We start from the raw sequence: 19,671 nt of genomic DNA on the forward strand, positions 1-19,671 counted from the left end.
CACGGCCAATTTTATAGGCAATGTCTTCATTCAATTCGCTGCCTAATTTTCCACGAACATCATAAGCTTTAAAACAAGTCAGTTGCGTCATTTTTTTCTCTCTATAAAGAAAAGGCCGATTTTAATCAGTGTAGGCCAGTACTTTAAAAGTACTTAGTGAATATATAATCAAAAGTAGTAAAAATTTGATTTAATTGAACTATTTTTTTATTCTACAGTGACCGATTTCGCCAAGTTACGTGGCTGATCGACATCGGTGCCACGCAGTACTGCGACATGGTAAGACAGTAGTTGCACCGGGATACTGTAAACAATTGGGGAAAGGATCGGACTGATACTTGGTACATGCACCACGTGTTGACGATCTTTTTCTTTAATTCCACTGTTTTCATCGGCAAATACGAATAATTCACCACCGCGAGCTTGAACTTCTTCCATATTGGATTTGAGTTTATCCAGCATGTCATCTTTCGGGGCAAGAATCACCACAGGCATGTCATTATCGACCAGTGCTAATGGCCCGTGTTTCAGTTCACCTGCTGCATAACCTTCAGCGTGAATATATGAAATTTCTTTCAGTTTCAAAGCGCCTTCGAGTGCAATAGGAAACTCTGTACCACGACCAAGGAATAGGCAGTGCTGTTTCTCTACAAAGAGTTCAGATAAACGCAAAATATCTTTATCTTTTTGCAGGGTATCTAAAATGACTTTAGGTACATGCCATAAATCAGTAATGATCGCGGTGGTTTTTTCAGCGCTAATACTTTGCTTCACTTGACCCATTTTTAAAACCAACAGCAGAAGTGCTGCAAGTTGTGTGGTGAAGGCTTTGGTCGATGCAACCCCAATTTCTGGACCCGCCAAAGTCAGTAAACTATGGTTGGTTTCGCGAACCATTGAAGACGTTGCCACATTGCAAATGGTCAGGGTCGCAATATTTAGATTTTTTTCAGTAGCACGCTTTTGCGTATCACGCAGCGCTGCCAAAGTATCGGCTGTTTCACCCGACTGAGAAATACACACATAAAGGGTATTATTAACAATCACAGGTGTGCGATAGCGGAATTCGCTGGCAATCTCAACCTGACAAGGTAAATCAATCAGCTGTTCAAACCAGTATTTTGCAATCATACCCGCATGATAGCTGGTACCGCAGGCAATAATTTGTACTTGTTGAATTTTTTCAAAATCAACAACAGCATCTTTTAAGAAATCTTCACGTAAAACATTCCCATTTAATGCTTGGGAAATAGTTTGCTGGATTGCTTCAGGCTGCTCATAAATTTCTTTGAGCATGTAATGTTTGTATTCACCTTTAGATGCATTACTGACTGTTGCATCCAATTCTTTAACAGGACGCTCAACCAATTGACCATCCACAAATACTTCAATGCTATTACGGGTTAAACGCGCAATATCCCCTTCTTCAAGGTAAATAAAACGGTTGGTAATTGGAAGTAAAGCCAATTGATCTGAACTGATAAAGTTTTCACCAATCCCCACGCCAATCACTAAAGGCGAGCCTTCACGAACGGTAATCAGTTCATTCGGGTAATCGGTATGTACAATCCCGAGTGCATAAGCACCTTTAAGCTGCGGAACGACTTGTTGTACTGCTGCTAAAAGGCTAGGTGTCGACTTCAATGCATCGTTGACCAAATGTGCCACAACTTCAGTATCGGTTTGTGAAGTAAACACATAACCAAGCGCTTCAAGATCATCTTTCAGTTCTTGATAGTTTTCAATGATGCCGTTATGAACCACAGCCACCGTACCTGAAATATGCGGATGGGCGTTATTTTCAGTCGGTTTACCATGGGTGGCCCAGCGTGTGTGTGCAATTCCGAGTGAGCCTTGAATATCGGCTTCTGCGACTGCCTGTTCCAGATTGACGACTTTACCGACACGACGTTCACGCAGTACATGGCCGCCATTAATCAGTGCCATGCCTGCTGAATCATAACCACGGTACTCAAGGCGTTTTAGGCCTTCAATTAAAATATTGCTAATATTACGTTCAGCAACGCCACCGACAATTCCGCACATATTTATAATCCTCTTATTTTTTCAATTTTTGGGGGCGTTGATAGTTTTCTTTAGCCACTTGTTTTGAGCGTTCAAAGGCTAAACTATTTTCTGCTACATCGTGTGTGATGACTGAGCCAGCACCTACAGTTGCACCATTGCCAATACTCACTGGGGCAACCAGGGAACTGTTGGAACCGATAAAAGCTGAATCACCAATAATGGTTTTAAATTTATTGGCACCATCATAATTGCAGGTAATGGTACCGGCCCCAATATTTGAGCCTGAGCCGACTTCAGCATCACCCAAATAGGTAAAGTGATTGGCTTTAGATCCTAGACCAATACTTGAATTTTTAACTTCAACAAAGTTACCAATATGGACTTCATTTGCTAATTTCGCACCTGGACGTAAGCGGGCAAATGGACCAATTTGTGCCTTTTCACCGACGATAGCGTTGTCGAAGATGCTATACGGTTGAACTTTAGTGCCAGAAGCAATCGTTGTATTTTTGATGACACAACCTGCCCCAATTTCAACATGATCACCAAATTCGCAATCACCTTCAATGATCACATTGATGTCAATACGAACATCCTGACCAAATTTCAGGTTGCCACGCAAGTCGAAACGTGCAGGATCCATTAAATGTATACCCTGTTGCATCAATTTCTTTGCTTGATCGCTTTGGAATTCACGTTCTAAAGCGGCAAGCTGGACACGATCATTCACACCTTCAACTTCAAATGCACGTCCCGGTTTTACGGATGCAACTTCTAAGCCATCTGTAATTGCCATAGCGACAATATCAGTCAGGTAATATTCACCTTGGGCATTGTCATTGCTTAATTTTGGCAACCATTGATGTAATTTGGCATTGCTAACAGCATAAATGCCCGTGTTAATTTCTTTGATCTGACGCTGCTCATCAGTTGCATCTTTATGTTCAATAATGGCTTGAATTTTGCCATTTTCACGAACGATACGACCATAACCTGTTGCATCATTCAAGGTTAATGTCACCAGACCAATACCTGTTTCACGTGAAACAGCTAACAGCTTTTCTAAGGTTTCTTGGGTAATACAAGGCACATCGCCTGAAAGAATTAGTGAAATGCCATCGTTAGGAAGAACAGGTAAAGTAACTTTGACTGCATGACCTGTACCCAATTGTTCTTTTTGCTCCACCCATTGCACATTTTCTTGTTCGAAGGCTTGTTGTACTTTATCGCCACCATGACCATAAATGGTAATAATGTTTTCTGCATTGAGTTTTTTGGCCGTTTCAATAACATGGCCCAACAAGGGACGTCCTGCAAGAGGTTGTAATACTTTCGGTAAACTCGAACGCATGCGAGTTCCTTTACCTGCAGCAAGAATAATAACGCTAGTAGACATGTGTAATCCTACAATTTTTAGCTTAAGCCATCATGAACGATAAATAAATGTAAATGCATAGTGCAGCCCAAATGCCGGCGATAATATCGTCAAACATAATGCCAAAACCGCCACCGATTTGACGATCGATGACGCGAATCGGCCAAGGTTTCCATACATCAAACAAACGGAATAGAGCAAATCCAACCAATACCCATAACCAGCTGATGTGCCCTAAATAAATGAGGGGGAGAAAAGTAATAGACTGTCCGGCAAACTCATCCCAGACAATACGGCCATCATCATGAACACCCATAATTTTGGCAGTTCGTCCGCAGATATATATACCAATCAACGACATAATGACAATGGCAAAAATGCTATTTAAAAAACCCAGACTGAGCCAAAAAGGAATAAACAAGAGGGCAAAAGCCGAACCAAATGTTCCTGGGGCTTTAGGCGCAAGTCCAGAACCAAATCCCACCCCACAAAACACGATACAGCGATTTGGCCAGGACATGTCTTTAAAATTAATACTGGGTTTATGCAAAATGTTGGTATCCATGAAATTGTAGCGAATGATCTACGCCATTCTGCACAAAAGTTAAGCTTTGTTGTGGAGTGATTTGTCCAACCTTGGTAATGTCGACATCTAATTGTTGTTGCAAAAGCTTTTCATAGTTTTGCGGGCTGATTGTAAAGCATAATTCATAGTCGTCGCCACCTGCGAGTGCGTATTGCCACTGTTTTTCTTGTTGTAATTTTTTTAAAGCGGCATCAATCGGTAACTGGTCTAAATCTAAGGTTGCACCGACATGCGAGGCTTTAAGGATATGTCCTAGGTCTTGAGCCAAGCCATCAGATATATCAATCATACTTGAGGCTAAGCCTTTTAAAGCTTCCCCTAAGGCACAACGTGGCGTTGGATAATCGAGGCGTTTTTGTAGTGGATGACCCAAATGGTGCAAAGCGTATGCTGCATCACCGACTTGACCACTGACACAGACATAGTCCCCGATTTGTGCATCAGAACGCGTGATGGCCTGACCTATTTCAATCCAGCCGAGGGCAGTGACTGAAATGGTCAGATGAGGACTTTGCGTGGTATCACCACCAATTAAACTCACTCCAAATTGATCGCAGCAATCATACAAACCTTGGCTAAAACCTTTCAGCCAGTCATGATCAATTTGGGGTAGGCTCAATGCAAGAAGAATACTCTGTGGTTTGGCACCCATTGCAGCAATATCGGATAAATTGACGGCAACAGATTTCCAGCCAATGGCATGCGGATTTGTGTCTAGAGGAAAATGTCGACCGGCAACCAAAGTATCGGCACAGATGACCAGTTGCTGGTTGGGAGGGGGGGTGAGCAAGGCTGAGTCATCACCGATACCTAAATCGACAGATGAATTAATCTGCCGATTAAAATAGGTATCAATGATCGAGAACTCAGCCATACAACAAATCTACTGAAAAATTAGTCGGCTTGTTGCTTTTCTGCTACACGTAAGCTGGTTGCCAAACGGTCCAATACACCATTGATGTATTTATGGCTGTCTGCACCGCCAAAGTGTTTAGCCAGCTCAATCGATTCATCTAAAACGACGCGATATGGAATTTCAAGATGATCTTGCAATTCATAGGCACCTAGACGAAGGGTCGCAAGTTCAACGCCATCAAGGGCGCTAAGTTCGCGGTCAAGCACAGGGATTAAGAGCGCATCCAATGCTTCATGATTGGCAACCACTTGAGTCAACAATTCATGATAATAGCTCAGATCCACTTTGTGCATGGCATTTTCCACACGGGTACGTGCTTCAATCTCATGAACTGGATTGTGGCTCATTTGCCATTCATAAATTCCTTGTACAGCAAAGCGACGTGCTTTACGTTTTGCTGCATAGGTTGCTTGAAGTGTTTGCGACATAGCGTTAAATAGCCTTTAACAAGTTAACCATTTCAATTGCAGTCAGGGCAGCTTCGCTACCTTTATTGCCTGCTTTTGTTCCAGAGCGTTCAATCGCTTGTTCAATACTATCCGTAGTCAATACACCATTAATCACTGGTAAGCCAGCATCTAGGCCAACAACGCCTAAACCTTTGACACATTCACCAGCAACAAAATCAAAGTGAGGCGTGCTACCACGAATCACGGCGCCAAGTGCAATGATCGCATCAAAACGATCTGAAGCGGCAAGTTTTTTTGCCACCACAGGAAGTTCCCAAGCGCCAGGTGCGTGAACAACAGTGATATTATCCTCTGATACGCCATGACGTTTCAATGTATCAATTGCACCTTCTAGCAAATGTTCAACCACAAAGCTATTAAAGCGACCCACTAAAATCGCATAACGGTCTTCGTTCGCGAGATGTAACATACCTTCAATTCGGCGAACTGCCATAGCAACCTCGATTATTTCTTAAATTGTTTGCTGTGCGGTGATATATTCCACCACTTCTAAGTTAAAGCCTGATAAAGCATTGAAACGTAATGGAGAGCTAAGCAACTTCATTTTTTCAACGCCCAAATCACGTAAAATCTGTGCACCTACACCAATAGTTTGATATTGCTGTGAAAGGGCAGCGTTGGATTTTGTCGGTTTTGGCGCAGACAAGCTGTCCAGTGCCGGACCTAAATCTTGTAAATGGCGTTGACCAATCCAGACCAAGACACCACGATCACTGTTTGCAATTTCTTTCAGTGCACGGTCTAAGTTCCACGCGGGTTCACCATCTTGCTTATTCAGTTTAAGTAAGTCGCGTGTCGGATTAAAGCCATGTACACGAACAGTGGTCACACCCTCTTTGGGTTGACCTTTGACCAAAGCTAAATGAACATCTGGGTTGCCAATTTCGCGGTAACGATATAAATCAAAGATGCCATATTCTGTATCAATGCTTTGTTGATCTAGACGCTCAACTGTTTGTTCATTAGTCATGCGGTAATGAATCAGATCCGCAATCGTACCCATTTTCAAACCATGTTTTTCTGCGAAAACTTCTAGATCTGGACGGCGCGCCATGCTGCCATCTTCGTTAATAATTTCACAAATCACTGAAGCCGGTTCTAAGCCGGCTAAACGTGAAAGGTCACAGCCTGCTTCGGTATGACCTGCACGGTGCAATACACCGCCTGGCTGCGCCATCAATGGGAAAATATGTCCAGGTTGTACGATGTCAGCCGGTTTGGCATGGGCTGCAACCGCAGTTTGAATCGTATGTGCACGTTCAGCAGGAGAAATCCCGGTTGATATGCCTTGAGCAGCTTCAATCGATAGTGTGAAGTTGGTGCCGTGCTGTGCACCGTTAGCATCCACCATTAAAGGTAGATTTAACTGTTGGCAACGCTCTTTGCTTAAAGTTAGGCAGACCAGACCACGGGCATGCGTGATCATAAAGTTGATGTCTTCGGCCCGAACATGTGTCGCCGCAATGACTAAATCACCTTCATTTTCACGATCTTCATCATCCATCAGGATGACCATTTTTCCTGCACGGATATCTGCTACGAGCTCTTCAACGGTATTGAGCGGCATCAACCTTCACCTTCTTTTTGTCTCAAATGACATTTTGCTTGCATTGATTGCTGCATAGTCTAACGTGTTTTGACGTCATTTGCCTATGCTTATTGATTTCCCTAAACTGCCCATTGTTATACACAGTCGTAGAATGCTTGAAAAGAGGAGTTTATTTGAAAAGGCCGTGATTATGCACAATCTTTAAACAGTTGAAATACATAAATAACGACAAGCTTATGCAAAATACTGATGATTGATTGGATTTTAGGCTTTTATTGTCTATTATTAGACAGGTAATATATAACCTTGTAAGAAATAAACATTCATCATATACAAGCTATTTGGTAGGAATTTACGCTATTTTTATATGCGTGTTAGATGTATGAGAAGAATAAACGGCTCTCTAAACAAATAAGCTGACCCAGTATTGAGATTAACTCATAATCTACTTTATAAAGGTTAGGTGTGTCAGTATCATGGCATTCGTATAATTAAATTAATAATATAATTCACTAATAAAAAGCATATATACATGGAATTTCCAGAACAGTCTCAACCTCAACTGAAAAAACTCCCTCGACTCAAAGCTCGTGGTGGTTTGCAAGTGATGTATGCATCCATCCATGCATTATTGCTGCGGGAGTTGCAAACCCGCTTTGGTCAATACCGTTTAGGATATTTATGGGTCTTTCTTGAGCCTCTGTTGACCATTGGTATTATGGTCGTCCTGTTTGGTACAGTCATGCAAAGGACATTGCCGGGTATGGATTATCCGGTTTTTTTGATTAACGGCATCATTCCATTCTTTATGTTCAGGACGGGAGTCACCCTGGCGATCAGTGCCACCGAATCAAATCGGGGATTATTTAGCTATCGTCCGGTGAAACCAATCGATGCTTTACTGGCGCGTAATATTCTTGAATTTCTGCTGAAGTTTACTGCTTATATTGCATTTACTGCTGCATTCGTGTGGTTTGGTTATAGCATTAGTTTCGAGCAGATTCCCCAGCTTTTGGGTTACTGGGTGCTGTTATTTATATTCATGACGGCATGTAGCCTGATTTTTATCGTGATTGGAGATTTTTCAAAGGAATTGAATAAATTTCTTTCGGTCTTCTTTTTAATTCTTTATTTTCTGTCTGGAATTTTGTATTCCATCCATATTATTCCAGCAGAGTATCGCGAATATTTACTCTATAACCCCCTGATTCATATCTTTGAATTGATGCGACATGCTGTGGCACCTAGCTACAGTCTGGTTCTGGGGATCAGTTTAACTTACTTTGTAATATGGATGATTATCTCTTTATTCATCGGATTATTATTATATAAACGCTTTGAACACCATATGGTGAAATCAAAATGATTGAATTAAAAAATTTAACCAAATCATATGCAACGCCTAAAGGGCGGCATTATGTATTTAAAGATTTGAATGCAATTTTACCCAAAAACAAAAGTGTGGCCCTATTGGGGAAAAATGGTGCAGGCAAGAGTACTTTGCTGCGGGTGATTGGTGGAATTGACTATGCAGATTCTGGCAAGGTCATTACTGATAAAACCATTTCTTGGCCGGTAGCATTGTCTGGGGGGTTTCAGGGAAGTTTAACTGCACGTCAAAATGTACGTTTTGTAGCCAGATTGTATGTCAGTCAGGCTGAAGAAGTTGAACATGTTGTGAATTTTGTCGAGGAGTTTGCTGAAATTGGCAAATACTTCGATATGCCGATGAAAAGTTATTCTAGTGGTATGCGTGGCCGGATCGGTTTCGGTTTAAGTATGGCTTTCAATTTTGATTATTATTTACTGGATGAAGCAGGTGCTGTAGGGGATGCTTCTTTTCGGAAGAAGAGTCAGGCTTTACTCGACGAATTAAAAGAAAACTCAAATATTATTATGGTATCTCACGACTTGAATGATTTAACCCGCAATTGTGATGTCGCTTTCTTGGTACGAGATGGTCAGGCAGAATTCTTTGATAATGTGCAAGATGCAGTAGAGGTATATAAAGCGTATGCAAGCTAAAATAAATAAGCGACTTTGGATCGCCTATACCTGCTGTGTCCTGATCCCGGTTGTGATCATTGTGTTTTATCTTTTTGCCTTTGCTAAAGACCGTTACCAGTCTTCTTCAATCATACTGGTGAAGCAGGTGGCTGATACACCGGTGGTAGATGCCTCTGGAATAGGCGCTTTGCTCGGAATGCCAAATACCAGCCGTGAAGACTCGCAGATTCTCAAAGAGTACATTACTTCTCGCGACATGATTGAAAAGCTGGACCAGGCCCTTAATCTGCGTGAAGAGTTTTCATCAGTTAATGATCCGATCTTTGCCTTGCCTAAAGATGCTCCGATTGAAGATCTGGTGAAATACTTTAATAAGATGATTAAAGTTGAGCTGGATGAAAAAACCATGATGCTGCATGTGCATGATCAGGGTTTTTCACCAGAATTTTCACTGAAACTGAATCAGGAATTATTGAAGCAAAGTGATGCTTTTATTAATGAAATTTCACAGGCCATCGCAGAAGAACAACAGGTATTTGCCCAGCAGCAGTATAGCGACGCCACTAAACAGTTAGATCAGGCACGTCAGGAAGTACTCGAGTATCAAAATGAGAATGAAATTTTCGATCCTGAATTACAGGCCAAAGCGGTGGCTACGCTAATTGCAGGCTTGCAGAGTAGCTTTGCACAACTGAAAACCGAAGAGCGAATTTTGCTGAGTTACCTGACCCCTGAAGCCGCCCAGGTGGTGGCTTTACGCAGCCAGATTGCAGCCTTGCAACAACAAATCAATACTGAAAGTGCCAAACTGACTTCACCGAATAATTTAAAGCTGAATAAAAATGTTGCCGATTTTGAGGCACTCAAGGCACAGGTCGAGTTTGCCGCAGATCTTTATAAAATTTCCCTAGTCTCTTTGGAAAAAGCACGTTTAGAAGCCTCACGTAAACTGAAGAAACTGATCGTTATTTCAACCCCGCGTTTGGCTCAGGAAGCTCTATATCCACGCAAAGTGTATATCAGCCTGACCTCATTTCTTTTATTGAATATTATTTTTGGTATTGGATTGCTGATCCATTCAATTATCCGTGAGCACAGAGAATAAATTATGAAAAAAATTGCTTTATTATCAGTTTTATCATTGGCATGTGCAGCGGAAACCTATGCATTGGATTCTAGCTTGCTGCCCGCTGAAATATCTCAGAGTTTAAATAGCGGAAATTTGGAGCCAGCCAATACCAGTAATAACCCCATGCTGAATAGTCAATCGGTAGTGGAGCTTTCTCCCGGCAGCTCGATGAAGTACCCGACAGCAAACCGGATGTTTGGTTCACAGCTCTTTAAAGGTGCCTTTGCTTCCACCGCAGGATCGACGTTCAACAGCAGTTATCAGATTAATCCAGGCGACAATATCAATTTGCGTCTATGGGGCGCCTATCAATTTAATGGCACACAAACCGTCGATCCCCAAGGCAATATTTTTATTCCCAATGTAGGCCCGGTCAAGGTTGCAGGTGTCCGAAATGGTAATCTGCAATCGGTGGTGGAAGCGCAGGTACGGCGTATTTATGTATCGAATGTAGGAGTGTACGCCGCGCTTGAACAAGCCCAGCCGGTCAAAGTCATGGTCACCGGCTTTGTCAATCAACCCGGTAATTATGGCGGTGTGGCCAATGATAGCGTGATTGCTTATCTGGACCGTGCTGGTGGCGTAGATCCAGAGCGTGGCAGCTATATTAATATTAAGGTAATACGCAATGGTCAAACGGTGCAGCAGGTCGACTTGTATGATTTCCTGTTACAAGGCCATATTCAGCCCTTTTCTTTTCGCGATGGTGATGTGATTGTCGTAGGACAGCGTACCCATACCTTCAATGTCTCCGGTGAAGTCTATAACCAGAATGATTTTGAGTTTAATTCTACATCCATTACGCTGGTCCAGGCATTGGCTTTTGCCAAACTCAAACCCGGGGCAACCAATGTCAGTATTCAACGCCGGCAGGGAACAGAATACCGCAGTGAATATTATTCGCTGAATCAGGCGCCGAATATCATGATCGAAGACGGTGATGTTGTTACGGTGACGGCTGACCGCTATGCAGGAACCATTCAGGTACGGGTCGATGGTGCACATAATGGTGCTCATGCCATTGTATTGCCATATGGTGCCAGACTGGGGGATGTATTGGTGCAGCTGCATCCGAATCCTTTAGCTGAAGTAGAGTCTTTGCAGCTTTATCGTACTTCTGTTGCCACACGACAAAAAGAGATGCTGAATGTTGCGCTGGATAAGCTTGAGGAAACCACATTCAATGCTCGCTCAAGTACGCAGGAAGAAGCTACCTTACGTTTACGCGATGCAGAACTGGTCAAGCAGTTCATTATAAAAGCACGACAGATTGAGCCTAAAGGGCTGGTGGTACTCAATCCAGATTCTTTTCAAAATGTGATACTGGAACAAGGGGATATCTTATATATTCCAGAAAAAACCTCCGTCATTATGGTGCATGGCGAAGTTGCTTTCCCGAATGGTATTGAATATAGTAACGGACTGAGTGCCAAGGATTATATCGAGCAGGTCGGCGGTTTTAGCCAGAAATCGAATAAATCTAAAGTGATTGTAGTCCGGCAAAATGGTAAAGCAGAACTGGTCAGTAAAAGTGCAAAAATTCAGCAGGGTGATGAAATTTTAGTGCTGCCGAAAGCCCAGACCAAAGGTATTGAGATGACTCGTGGTATTACCCAGATCATTTATCAGATTGCGGTGGCTGCTAAAGTAGTGTTGGATCTTTAATCACAAGCCTATTTCTAAAATTAGAGATAGGCATAAGTATTTCAAACAATAAGCAAAATAATTTCAAACAATAAACATAATAATTTCTAAGTGTATAAAAATGTCAAACTGGTCAGTAGTGGTAACAGTAAAAGCAGATCAAGAATTAATAGATATGTTTATTAAGCATTATCTTAAGCTGGGCGCATCTGAAATTTTTATCTATCTTGATGATCCTGCCGATCAATATATTCAGGATTTATATTTGGATAATCATCAGATAGATATACAGGTATGTGATGAGGCTTTCTGGAATGTGGATTATAAATTTAAAAATTTAGACTTCATGGGTAGGCCTGATGGAGTGGAAGACAGGCAAAGTCATAATGTAATACACGCCCTGACAAAAACTAAAGTGAAATGGCTGGCATGTGTCGATATTGATGAGTTCATCTACTCTGAAAGGAATATCAGCAGAATCCTGAATAGCATACCTGATAATATTTTTTCACTCCGGATTAAACCTTTTGAAGCGATCTATCTCAATCATGCACCTTTAAGTTATCAAGAGGTATTTGCAACCCAATATTTTAAGCACCATACAAAACGTAGTGATGTATTTTTTTGGAATGAAGTTTATCCGGAAGGCTTGATACATAAGGCAGGACTATTTGGTCACGTATCGGGTAAATGTTTTTTCCGGGTAGATGAACCGCTAAAATGGCCTGGTTTACATAATTTTAATCCCATAGATATTACATTAAAAACAAATTATATTGTCGAGGATTTTAAGTTATTACATTTTGAGGCATTGACGGTAGGTTTTTTTATAACAAAAACATTGAATCGAATAAATAAAAATTTTAATGTTAAATATCTGGATGGACCTTCAGTCAGAAGACTAGATAATTTAAAAGACCGATATAATAAATATGGGGAAAAAGGTCTGTCAGATGCATATAAATTAATGCATGTGATTGAAAGGGAAAATTTAAAAAAAGGCTGTGATTTATATGTCATAGATAAAATAGATATTAATATCGATGGAAATTTTGATAAAAAAATATTGATAACGACTCATCATACTGCTCTTGTTTATAATGATTTAACAGAACAGTGTGAACTTGTTGCTCTTTCTGAAGAGATAGAGTCTCATCTAAATTTTGTGCAAGTCGCTTATGATTTTGATCAGAAAATATGTTATTTGTTTTTGGAGAGAATGAATGAAATTATATATTTATATGCGGATAAAAGAGGGCGATTAGTAGCCTATCCTTTTAAAAAGGCAATGTTTTTCAAACTTGAATTACATGACATTATTAATTATCAAATAAGTGTAGCCTATGACAATGGCCAGTATTTTACCGCGACCCCTAAGGGAGAGTTTAAATTAGGTGCAAAAGAGGTTAAGGAATGGGAGGTATTTAATATAAAGTTGATTTGAATTTATTTTATAAATATATAATTCAAAATATTATAATGATTTTAAAACAATAATAGAGCTTATTAAATCGGAGAAATTGTATGTATTTAAATTTATTTTTTTTAAAGCCATTTGATTGTTTTCTTTGGTATAAATTTTTATAAAGGGAAACTTAATGAAATTAAATGAAATGCACAGGTTTTTACAGCTAAACTTATTAAAAGAAAACTTTATAGAGAAAATCGAAGTATATAGAAATGAAGTGGTTTATATCAATGTCAAGACTGAGGATATTTACTTTGCATTGGATATAAATGAGGAAAAAGAAATTTTTCTTGTATTTAGGAATGATAGTAGTTGGGAAAACATTTGCCAACATTTTAACTGTAAAATAAATTATAAGACTAAAATATTCTCTAATGATCAATTATTGGTTGATTTTTTAACGTTGGGTAATGAAGATGATATTGCGGAAATAATCAGGCAGATTATCAGTCAATTGTTGGAATATAGCAGGAATGAAGTTTATTTACTTAAAAATATAAATAACAAGTTAATAAATATAAACCAAGTTGTTTCTAGTAGATATGTAAACGATATTTATCTGGATATGGCAAATAGTCTGAAAGATAAATATTTAACATTACGTGATACCTTGGTAGCTGTTAAAGAACAGGAGCTGAGTATTGCCAGATTTGGTGATGGTGAAATTCGTTGCATGGTTACTACCAATGGATGTGGTTTTCAAACACATGACTGGAAATTGATGCAAGAACTTAGAGAAATTAGTCGTGAGAATACCGGCTTACTGGTCTGTTTTCCTAGTTTACTGATTGAAGATAAATTCTGGCAAAACTTTTGGCCGATCTATTGGCCCAAATGCAAGTTTTACCTGCAACAGAATCGTATTGGTGATGCTATGATCACTAGACCTGAGGCTTTTTATTTTTATGGTCAAGAAATGGTTGCCTTGTGGAAAGCGATATGGGAGGGAAAAAAAATCTGTTTTATATCTGGTGAGAATTCCCGCTTTAATGCGAATCATCAAATTTTTTCCAATATTAAAAATTCAGAATATATTTTTTCAAAAAATAAGAATGCCTATGAAGATATAGATAACCTTCTAGCAAAGTGTCTAGAAAAAAAACATATTGATATATTTTTGATCGCACTTGGTCCCACTGGAACAGTCCTTTCTGCACGACTGCATCGCCAGGGAGTGAGAGCTTTAGATATTGGACATTTAAATAATAGTTTTGATACTGTATTTTTGAATAAAGTTACACCTGAAGGAATTCCATATTAATATAAAAGTAATTATTTAATTTATATGGAGGAGAATTAAAGGAGCGAAAATCATTCGTATGTTCTTTAGACCTCTTACGTTAGTCAAAATTTAAACAGCCACAAGCTATATTTTATAAGGTTTTAGCTAATTCAAAAATTAGGTAAAAGCATACTTTCGCAAGAGGTATTTTATTTAATATGATTTATTAGTTTAAATATTTTTTTCATAATTTCTATAAGTTTTATTCATCTTCTTCATCATTTTTTTAATTTAAATATATTCAAAATATTAAACACCCCATAAATTCTATATGAGATGTTTAAAATATGAAAATATTTGAACGATGCTTACAAATTGCGACGTATCCATCCTGTCAGAGTTTTACCTACTTTATTATTTTCATCAAAACAATGCTTGAGTAAAATCAGTTTTTCATTCTTGGCATCAGCAAAGAATTGATGAGGGTTACGGGTAAATTTGCCCCACTTACGGTGTACATGTTCAAAATCTCCATTTTTATTGAGGATTTTATAAGGTCTTTCAAGAAGACTAATGAGTTGATCAATATGTTTATTTTTCATGGTATGTAATTTCTCTTTGGTGGTTATAGGCTGCTCAATGGCTTCATATTCGCCCAATGCATTTTTACGAACGTAAATACCTTCTGCTTCTTCTAATGGAAGTACCCAGTCTTTATGTGCCGTGACATAACCCTGCCGGGTAACTAAACGTGGAATCCCATTGGTTAGCCATTCAATTGAAATAACCTCAAAAATTTCCCCTGGTGCCAAATATTGATCCTGGCGTTTGGAATCTTTACGAAATCCGATATCTAAATATATCGAGTTTCGTTGGGTGGCAACGACCTGGATGGGGAAGTCGACAGCACGAATATAGTTTTCAAGATTATTATATGGATAAACATATTTGATCCCTGTTGAATTCACTGGGGGCAATTTCATCTTTTGAAATATTTTTTGATAATAAGCTCGAACTTCCGCATTACTTCGGGAAAGTGAAATAGCAGCAGAACTGGTGAGCTGGTCTAAATCTTTTTTATCTCTGATTGATTCAATTTGTTGAAGGGAAAGAATAGGCGCATATTCCTTCATTTCACCAAAACTTGAAATATTGTCTTCTAACTTGGCAAATACATTGCAAATAAACTGGTCATTAAATTCTCTCATCTGATAGGTATAACTATATTCATTCAAGACGCGTGCAAAGCTGGCCGGGTCTTCGGTTTCGATCTTGAGATAATCTTCTAGGAAGTCAATTAAGCCTTGTTGGAAAGATACATAATATTCATTGAGTCTCGGCACAATCACTGCTTGGATATGATTATTAACTTTTTGATATTCTGAGATACTTTCATAGGGAGTACTGGCAAATAAAGGTTCAAAATACGAGAAGTTTACAGGTGCCAATACGAAATTATGTCGAAGACTAGATGTGCTCTCAGGGCTAAAACTACGGATATAGTAGAATGGGTTGGTGATCTCGTGCCCAGCGGCATCTGTTAAGAGGCGAGTAAAAGTATCTTGGGTATATCCTCTTCCCCAGAACTCTACAAAAGCAAACTTCTCTGAAAAATCAATGTTTTCACATAAATACTGTTTTACGATAATTCGTTTTTTAGCAGCTAGATCCAGGACTTTTTGGCGGTAAATTTCCGAGTTTGACAATATCTTACGGATATTTTCAGCAGTCTCACCCCGTAAATGTCTCGCTTTTTTTAAGCTTTGAAATTCAGGAAAAAGTGCAATAAGTTCATCTTCAGACAGATAGCTCGCACGCACCAGATCCTGAAAACTGTCCATACCGACAAAGTTGCCAAAAGGGCCAAACATTTCATCATCAATCGTATTGATGAAGGAAGGAAGGCGCCACACTTTGCGAGAGCCATAAATGTATTTTGTTTTTATTGGATATTTTTTCTGGTCAATTAGGGCATCGGCAATCAGTTTCAGGTAATGTCCATCACGGGAAATAAAATAAAGTGTTTCATAACCGCGTTCTAGTGCATCAATAATCGTCCAGTGTACATAAGGAACCAGCAGTGAACCCGCATATGCATAGGCATAATAGCTTTTTTCAAATTCAAAATTGTTGATACTGCTGTCAGAGCTTAACTTATTCTGCCGATAACGATGCATGAGCGTTGCGAGTTGATATGCCTCGTATTTACAGGAATTTGGAGCAAAATGAATGAATTTACTTTCAAATGGAATAAAGCTATCGATGTGATGAACACGGGTTTCTATTGCAAATTTTCTTGGAACTGCACCGTCTGCATGCGCATTGTCACCATAATGAACCCATTTTTCATACTGATATTTTTTTTCAAAGAAAATATGTTTATAGATTTTCCCTGTCGATTTTTGATAACCGGTGCTGCTGGATAGATAAAGCGGAATATTACTCAAACGGGAATCTGCCTGGCTCAGCATAGTGCGAACCACGTTTTCAGCAAGATACATATCGCTAATTAAAATAACATCCTGTCCTTGAGCCTGCAGATCTAACAGAAACTCAATGCGGGACTGAATAGGCTCGGCATGAGCCATTTCACTCTCAATTTCGAGCGTTTTTAGATAATCAACTTGTTGGGCTGGAAGCAAATAGTTATTTTGAAGGCGTTCATATATCAAATCGAGTGAAATTTCAATTTGATCGGTTTTGCGCTCAAATGTTGTTTTTCTAAACATGTCCCGCGCATCCATTTCGACTTTATGCCTAATTTGCACCCAATTGTCTTTGAATGTTTGCGGAAAGTTTAGATCTGAACGTATGAGCTGTTGTTGCATGAAGGTAAAGATGCTAAACGGTGCAAGCGTTTTGCGGTGAATGAGCGTATCGAATACATCAAAGCTATGTAATTCTTTGTATTGGACTGAAAATGTTTTGAGCTGGTCAATTTCTGCAATGAGTTGATCTAAAGTTTTTTGTTTCGAATAAGAAAAGAAATACTCCACTAACTCATCTTTATTTTCAATCACCGGTATTTCTTGAGAAAGTGTTTGTAGCAGATGCTCAAAGCTGTCTGAAATGACACCGCTCGTTAATTTGAAATAATCACCAATAAATTCCAGAGAGTCTGAATATTCTTTATAATCTGGAATATATCGAATGAACTTATTAACATTGGCTTCGAGCAAATCATAAAAAATGCTTGAATAGTCGACAATTGCAATATCAATCAAATGAAAAATTTCGTAGATATCATAACTCTCATTCCAGAACATAATATGTTTTGAGTCAGAATACTGCTGCTGTATTTCGAGAAAATATGGATCATTTCTCATAAAAGGGTGGACTTTAATAATCAGCAGATCATTATTTTCTGCCAGTACAGATAATAATAAGTCAAAACTCGGTATAAGTTCGCTCAATACCCCGTTGATTTTTTTGATCCGGTAGGTGGGTGCAAACAGAATAAGATTCCGATAATGGGATTTATTTATAAGCTGATCAATAGCATAACTTTGTACCTGATCATAAACGATATTACGGGGATAAGGCCCTCGGATAATTTGAGAGCGCTCTATAATAGTATCTTGAATAAAGTGATCTTCCATTGCGGGTGATGTAGCAAGGAAATAAGACTGATTGCGATAAAGCTTAAAATTTCGAATATGTTTACGAACAATACTGTCTGCTAAAATAGATTCTGGGCCCAGTGCCAATTCAATATGCTTTAGACCAACCCCATGCCAGGTATTGATGACTTTTGTCGTTGCTGGGAGGTTATCAGGATATTTTTCTCTAAAATTTTCAGTTATGTAGACATCGCACTCTGCAAAGAGAGCTTTGCATCGCTTATCTCTAACAGAAATAATGTTATTAAGACCGATTGTTTTTAGGATTTCATATTCTTCATTATTTTCTGAAATCCACCAGCAATCATGAGAGTTTTGGTACTTTTGACTCATATATAAAAATAGAGCTTTAGGGTTACCTTGCCAGTTATAAGAAGAAAATATCCAAATATATTTTTGTTTTTTGCTGTCCGATAATTTCTTTTCCGGAATATCCTGAACAAAATTAATTTTAGGTAAATTGGAAATATAATTTACAAAACTATTTGTATTATATAGTTTTTTATCAAATTTATAAGTTAATTTATGGATAAAAAAGTCATTTATGATTTCGTTAAAGCGCTCCTGATTAAAGTCTTTTGCAAGATTTTGGTTGAGTTGTAAAGCTTTTCTAGGATGGATTTTAAGCATGCTGTCCCATTCGGCTTTATATGCTTCATCCGTCCAATACAGCATTTCAACGATGTCATGATACATAAAATAATTGGTTAAACTTTTCTGGTTTTTCCACCATAAGTTTAAGATGATATGGATTGCATTCAACACATAGGAGTTCGGAGAACTATAGATAAACCAGTTGCCAACTCGAGAACCGCTATAAGTAAAAAAGAAACAGTTTTGTTTTTTGATTTCCTGTAATGATTGACTTAAATCCTGGGTGAGTAGGCAGGTCGAATCTAGCCAGACGCCTCCATATTTGGTGAGTAATTCTGTCCTCAGCCAGTCAGAAAAGTGAGTAGGGCTAGAATCAATCAGCGTCTGGATATGTGCAGGAATTCTGACATAGTCAGATAAATTATTTTTAGTCAAAAGGATTAAATCAAAATCTTCACCGATATATTTTTTCTGACTCTCTAATGCTACTTTTACTACAGCAGGAGCTGTAGCTGGATTATCCCAGAAAACAAAAGCCTTATTCTGATTGATTTTTTTTATACTTAAATTTTCGCTAATTTTTTTCTCAATCTCCGCTTTATTTTGAATAATAAATTCGGCCATGATGTGGCGTTCTAATAATAGCGATGGGTGGATTTTAAACGCTGCTTCTACATCATAATTTGCATGTAGTGTATTTTTTATTGCCTCAGTTATAGTAAGTCTATATTTTTCTTTATCATTTTTCTTTTCATAAATACCTGCTATTTTTAAATCTACAAGCGCATCTTCAACAAATTTTTTTTTACACTCTTGATAAGACTTAAGTGCTTCATCATAATTTTTGTTAAATTCTGCTACTAAGGCTTTTTTAAAATCCTCATTTTGTGTGACAGGAGGATGAGAGTTTTGCTTTGAATGAACTAAGTCATTATAAATTAAGATTAATTTATTATTATCCATGGTATTTTTTTGATCTAATTGATAAGCTATTTTGTAGAGCATATGTTCTAAAAGCAATAGACTGTTTGATAGTTAAGTGATTTGTATAGAATTGACCACT

General features: G+C 38.6%; 15 protein-coding genes. 6 read left to right on the forward strand and 9 right to left on the reverse strand.

The window, feature by feature from the left end:
* The 8 genes from ACKI4H_RS13535 to ribBA all read right to left on the reverse strand — a co-directional run.
* On the reverse strand, window positions 1-91 hold a 91-nt coding region (locus ACKI4H_RS13535), incomplete at its 3' end, for a hypothetical protein (RefSeq protein WP_407306644.1).
* Window positions 92-207: 116 nt separating this feature from the next.
* A complete protein-coding gene (glmS, locus tag ACKI4H_RS13540) occupies window positions 208-2,046 on the reverse strand; it encodes a glutamine--fructose-6-phosphate transaminase (isomerizing) (protein ID WP_407306585.1) in 1,839 nt (612 codons plus the stop codon).
* Window positions 2,047-2,059: 13 nt separating this feature from the next.
* Entirely contained in the window at window positions 2,060-3,424 is a 1,365-nt protein-coding gene (glmU, locus tag ACKI4H_RS13545; RefSeq protein ID WP_407306588.1) for a bifunctional UDP-N-acetylglucosamine diphosphorylase/glucosamine-1-phosphate N-acetyltransferase GlmU, read from the reverse strand.
* A gap of 22 nt (window positions 3,425-3,446) precedes the next feature.
* Window positions 3,447-3,968: a phosphatidylglycerophosphatase A gene (locus tag ACKI4H_RS13550; RefSeq protein WP_407306590.1), complete on the reverse strand. Its 522-nt coding sequence runs from the start codon at window positions 3,966-3,968 to the stop codon at window positions 3,447-3,449.
* Complete coding sequence (gene thiL, locus ACKI4H_RS13555; protein ID WP_407306593.1) at window positions 3,946-4,863, reverse strand: thiamine-phosphate kinase; 918 nt, start codon at window positions 4,861-4,863, stop codon at window positions 3,946-3,948. Before thiL ends, ACKI4H_RS13550 begins: the two co-directional genes overlap by 23 nt.
* 20 nt (window positions 4,864-4,883) lie before the next feature.
* On the reverse strand, window positions 4,884-5,333 hold the full coding sequence (nusB, locus tag ACKI4H_RS13560) for a transcription antitermination factor NusB (RefSeq protein WP_407306595.1): 450 nt from the start codon (window positions 5,331-5,333) through the stop codon (window positions 4,884-4,886).
* Window positions 5,334-5,337: 4 nt separating this feature from the next.
* On the reverse strand, window positions 5,338-5,808 hold the full coding sequence (gene ribE, locus ACKI4H_RS13565) for a 6,7-dimethyl-8-ribityllumazine synthase (RefSeq protein WP_407306597.1): 471 nt from the start codon (window positions 5,806-5,808) through the stop codon (window positions 5,338-5,340).
* Window positions 5,809-5,826: 18 nt separating this feature from the next.
* Window positions 5,827-6,942 carry a bifunctional 3,4-dihydroxy-2-butanone-4-phosphate synthase/GTP cyclohydrolase II gene (ribBA, locus tag ACKI4H_RS13570; protein WP_407306599.1) on the reverse strand — a complete coding sequence of 372 codons (1,116 nt, stop codon included), beginning with the start codon at window positions 6,940-6,942 and terminating at the stop codon, window positions 5,827-5,829.
* A 514-nt stretch (window positions 6,943-7,456) separates the two neighbouring features.
* Here ribBA and ACKI4H_RS13575 point away from each other — a divergent pair.
* From ACKI4H_RS13575 to ACKI4H_RS13600, 6 genes are all read left to right on the forward strand, one after another.
* Window positions 7,457-8,290, forward strand: coding sequence for an ABC transporter permease (locus ACKI4H_RS13575; RefSeq protein WP_407306601.1), 834 nt, complete (start codon window positions 7,457-7,459; stop codon window positions 8,288-8,290).
* A complete protein-coding gene (locus ACKI4H_RS13580) occupies window positions 8,287-8,949 on the forward strand; it encodes an ABC transporter ATP-binding protein (RefSeq protein ID WP_407306603.1) in 663 nt (220 codons plus the stop codon). Before ACKI4H_RS13575 ends, ACKI4H_RS13580 begins: the two co-directional genes overlap by 4 nt.
* Window positions 8,939-10,036 (forward strand): capsule biosynthesis protein, encoded by a 1,098-nt coding sequence (locus ACKI4H_RS13585; protein WP_407306606.1) that lies wholly within the window; start codon window positions 8,939-8,941, stop codon window positions 10,034-10,036. The genes ACKI4H_RS13580 and ACKI4H_RS13585 overlap by 11 nt, the downstream gene beginning before the upstream one ends.
* A 3-nt stretch (window positions 10,037-10,039) precedes the next feature.
* Entirely contained in the window at window positions 10,040-11,725 is a 1,686-nt protein-coding gene (locus ACKI4H_RS13590) for a polysaccharide biosynthesis/export family protein (RefSeq protein ID WP_407306608.1), read from the forward strand.
* Between the two features lie 100 nt (window positions 11,726-11,825).
* Window positions 11,826-13,148: a glycosyltransferase family 2 protein gene (locus ACKI4H_RS13595; RefSeq protein ID WP_407306610.1), complete on the forward strand. Its 1,323-nt coding sequence runs from the start codon at window positions 11,826-11,828 to the stop codon at window positions 13,146-13,148.
* Window positions 13,149-13,302: 154 nt separating this feature from the next.
* Window positions 13,303-14,433, forward strand: coding sequence for a GT-D fold domain-containing glycosyltransferase (locus tag ACKI4H_RS13600; RefSeq protein ID WP_407306612.1), 1,131 nt, complete (start codon window positions 13,303-13,305; stop codon window positions 14,431-14,433).
* Between the two features lie 329 nt (window positions 14,434-14,762).
* On the opposite strand, the gene ACKI4H_RS13605 is transcribed toward ACKI4H_RS13600, so the two are convergent.
* Window positions 14,763-19,571, reverse strand: coding sequence for a capsular polysaccharide synthesis protein (locus tag ACKI4H_RS13605; RefSeq protein WP_407306615.1), 4,809 nt, complete (start codon window positions 19,569-19,571; stop codon window positions 14,763-14,765).
* Window positions 19,572-19,671 lie beyond the last annotated feature (100 nt).

Source organism: Acinetobacter sp., assembly GCF_045628685.1.
Taxonomy (GTDB): Bacteria; Pseudomonadota; Gammaproteobacteria; order Pseudomonadales; family Moraxellaceae; genus Acinetobacter.

Excerpts from the sequence above, each read along its gene's own strand:
- glmS (WP_407306585.1), bottom strand. The coding sequence starts at position 2,046 with ATGTGCGGAATTGTCGGTGGCGTTGCTGAACGTAATATTAGCAATATT.
- glmU (WP_407306588.1), bottom strand. The coding sequence starts at position 3,424 with ATGTCTACTAGCGTTATTATTCTTGCTGCAGGTAAAGGAACTCGCATG.
- ACKI4H_RS13550 (WP_407306590.1), bottom strand. The coding sequence starts at position 3,968 with ATGGATACCAACATTTTGCATAAACCCAGTATTAATTTTAAAGACATG.
- thiL (WP_407306593.1), bottom strand. The coding sequence starts at position 4,863 with ATGGCTGAGTTCTCGATCATTGATACCTATTTTAATCGGCAGATTAAT.
- nusB (WP_407306595.1), bottom strand. The coding sequence starts at position 5,333 with ATGTCGCAAACACTTCAAGCAACCTATGCAGCAAAACGTAAAGCACGT.
- ribE (WP_407306597.1), bottom strand. The coding sequence starts at position 5,808 with ATGGCAGTTCGCCGAATTGAAGGTATGTTACATCTCGCGAACGAAGAC.
- ribBA (WP_407306599.1), bottom strand. The coding sequence starts at position 6,942 with ATGCCGCTCAATACCGTTGAAGAGCTCGTAGCAGATATCCGTGCAGGA.
- ACKI4H_RS13575 (WP_407306601.1), top strand. The coding sequence starts at position 7,457 with ATGGAATTTCCAGAACAGTCTCAACCTCAACTGAAAAAACTCCCTCGA.
- ACKI4H_RS13580 (WP_407306603.1), top strand. The coding sequence starts at position 8,287 with ATGATTGAATTAAAAAATTTAACCAAATCATATGCAACGCCTAAAGGG.
- ACKI4H_RS13585 (WP_407306606.1), top strand. The coding sequence starts at position 8,939 with ATGCAAGCTAAAATAAATAAGCGACTTTGGATCGCCTATACCTGCTGT.
- ACKI4H_RS13590 (WP_407306608.1), top strand. The coding sequence starts at position 10,040 with ATGAAAAAAATTGCTTTATTATCAGTTTTATCATTGGCATGTGCAGCG.
- ACKI4H_RS13595 (WP_407306610.1), top strand. The coding sequence starts at position 11,826 with ATGTCAAACTGGTCAGTAGTGGTAACAGTAAAAGCAGATCAAGAATTA.
- ACKI4H_RS13600 (WP_407306612.1), top strand. The coding sequence starts at position 13,303 with ATGAAATTAAATGAAATGCACAGGTTTTTACAGCTAAACTTATTAAAA.
- ACKI4H_RS13605 (WP_407306615.1), bottom strand. The coding sequence starts at position 19,571 with ATGGATAATAATAAATTAATCTTAATTTATAATGACTTAGTTCATTCA.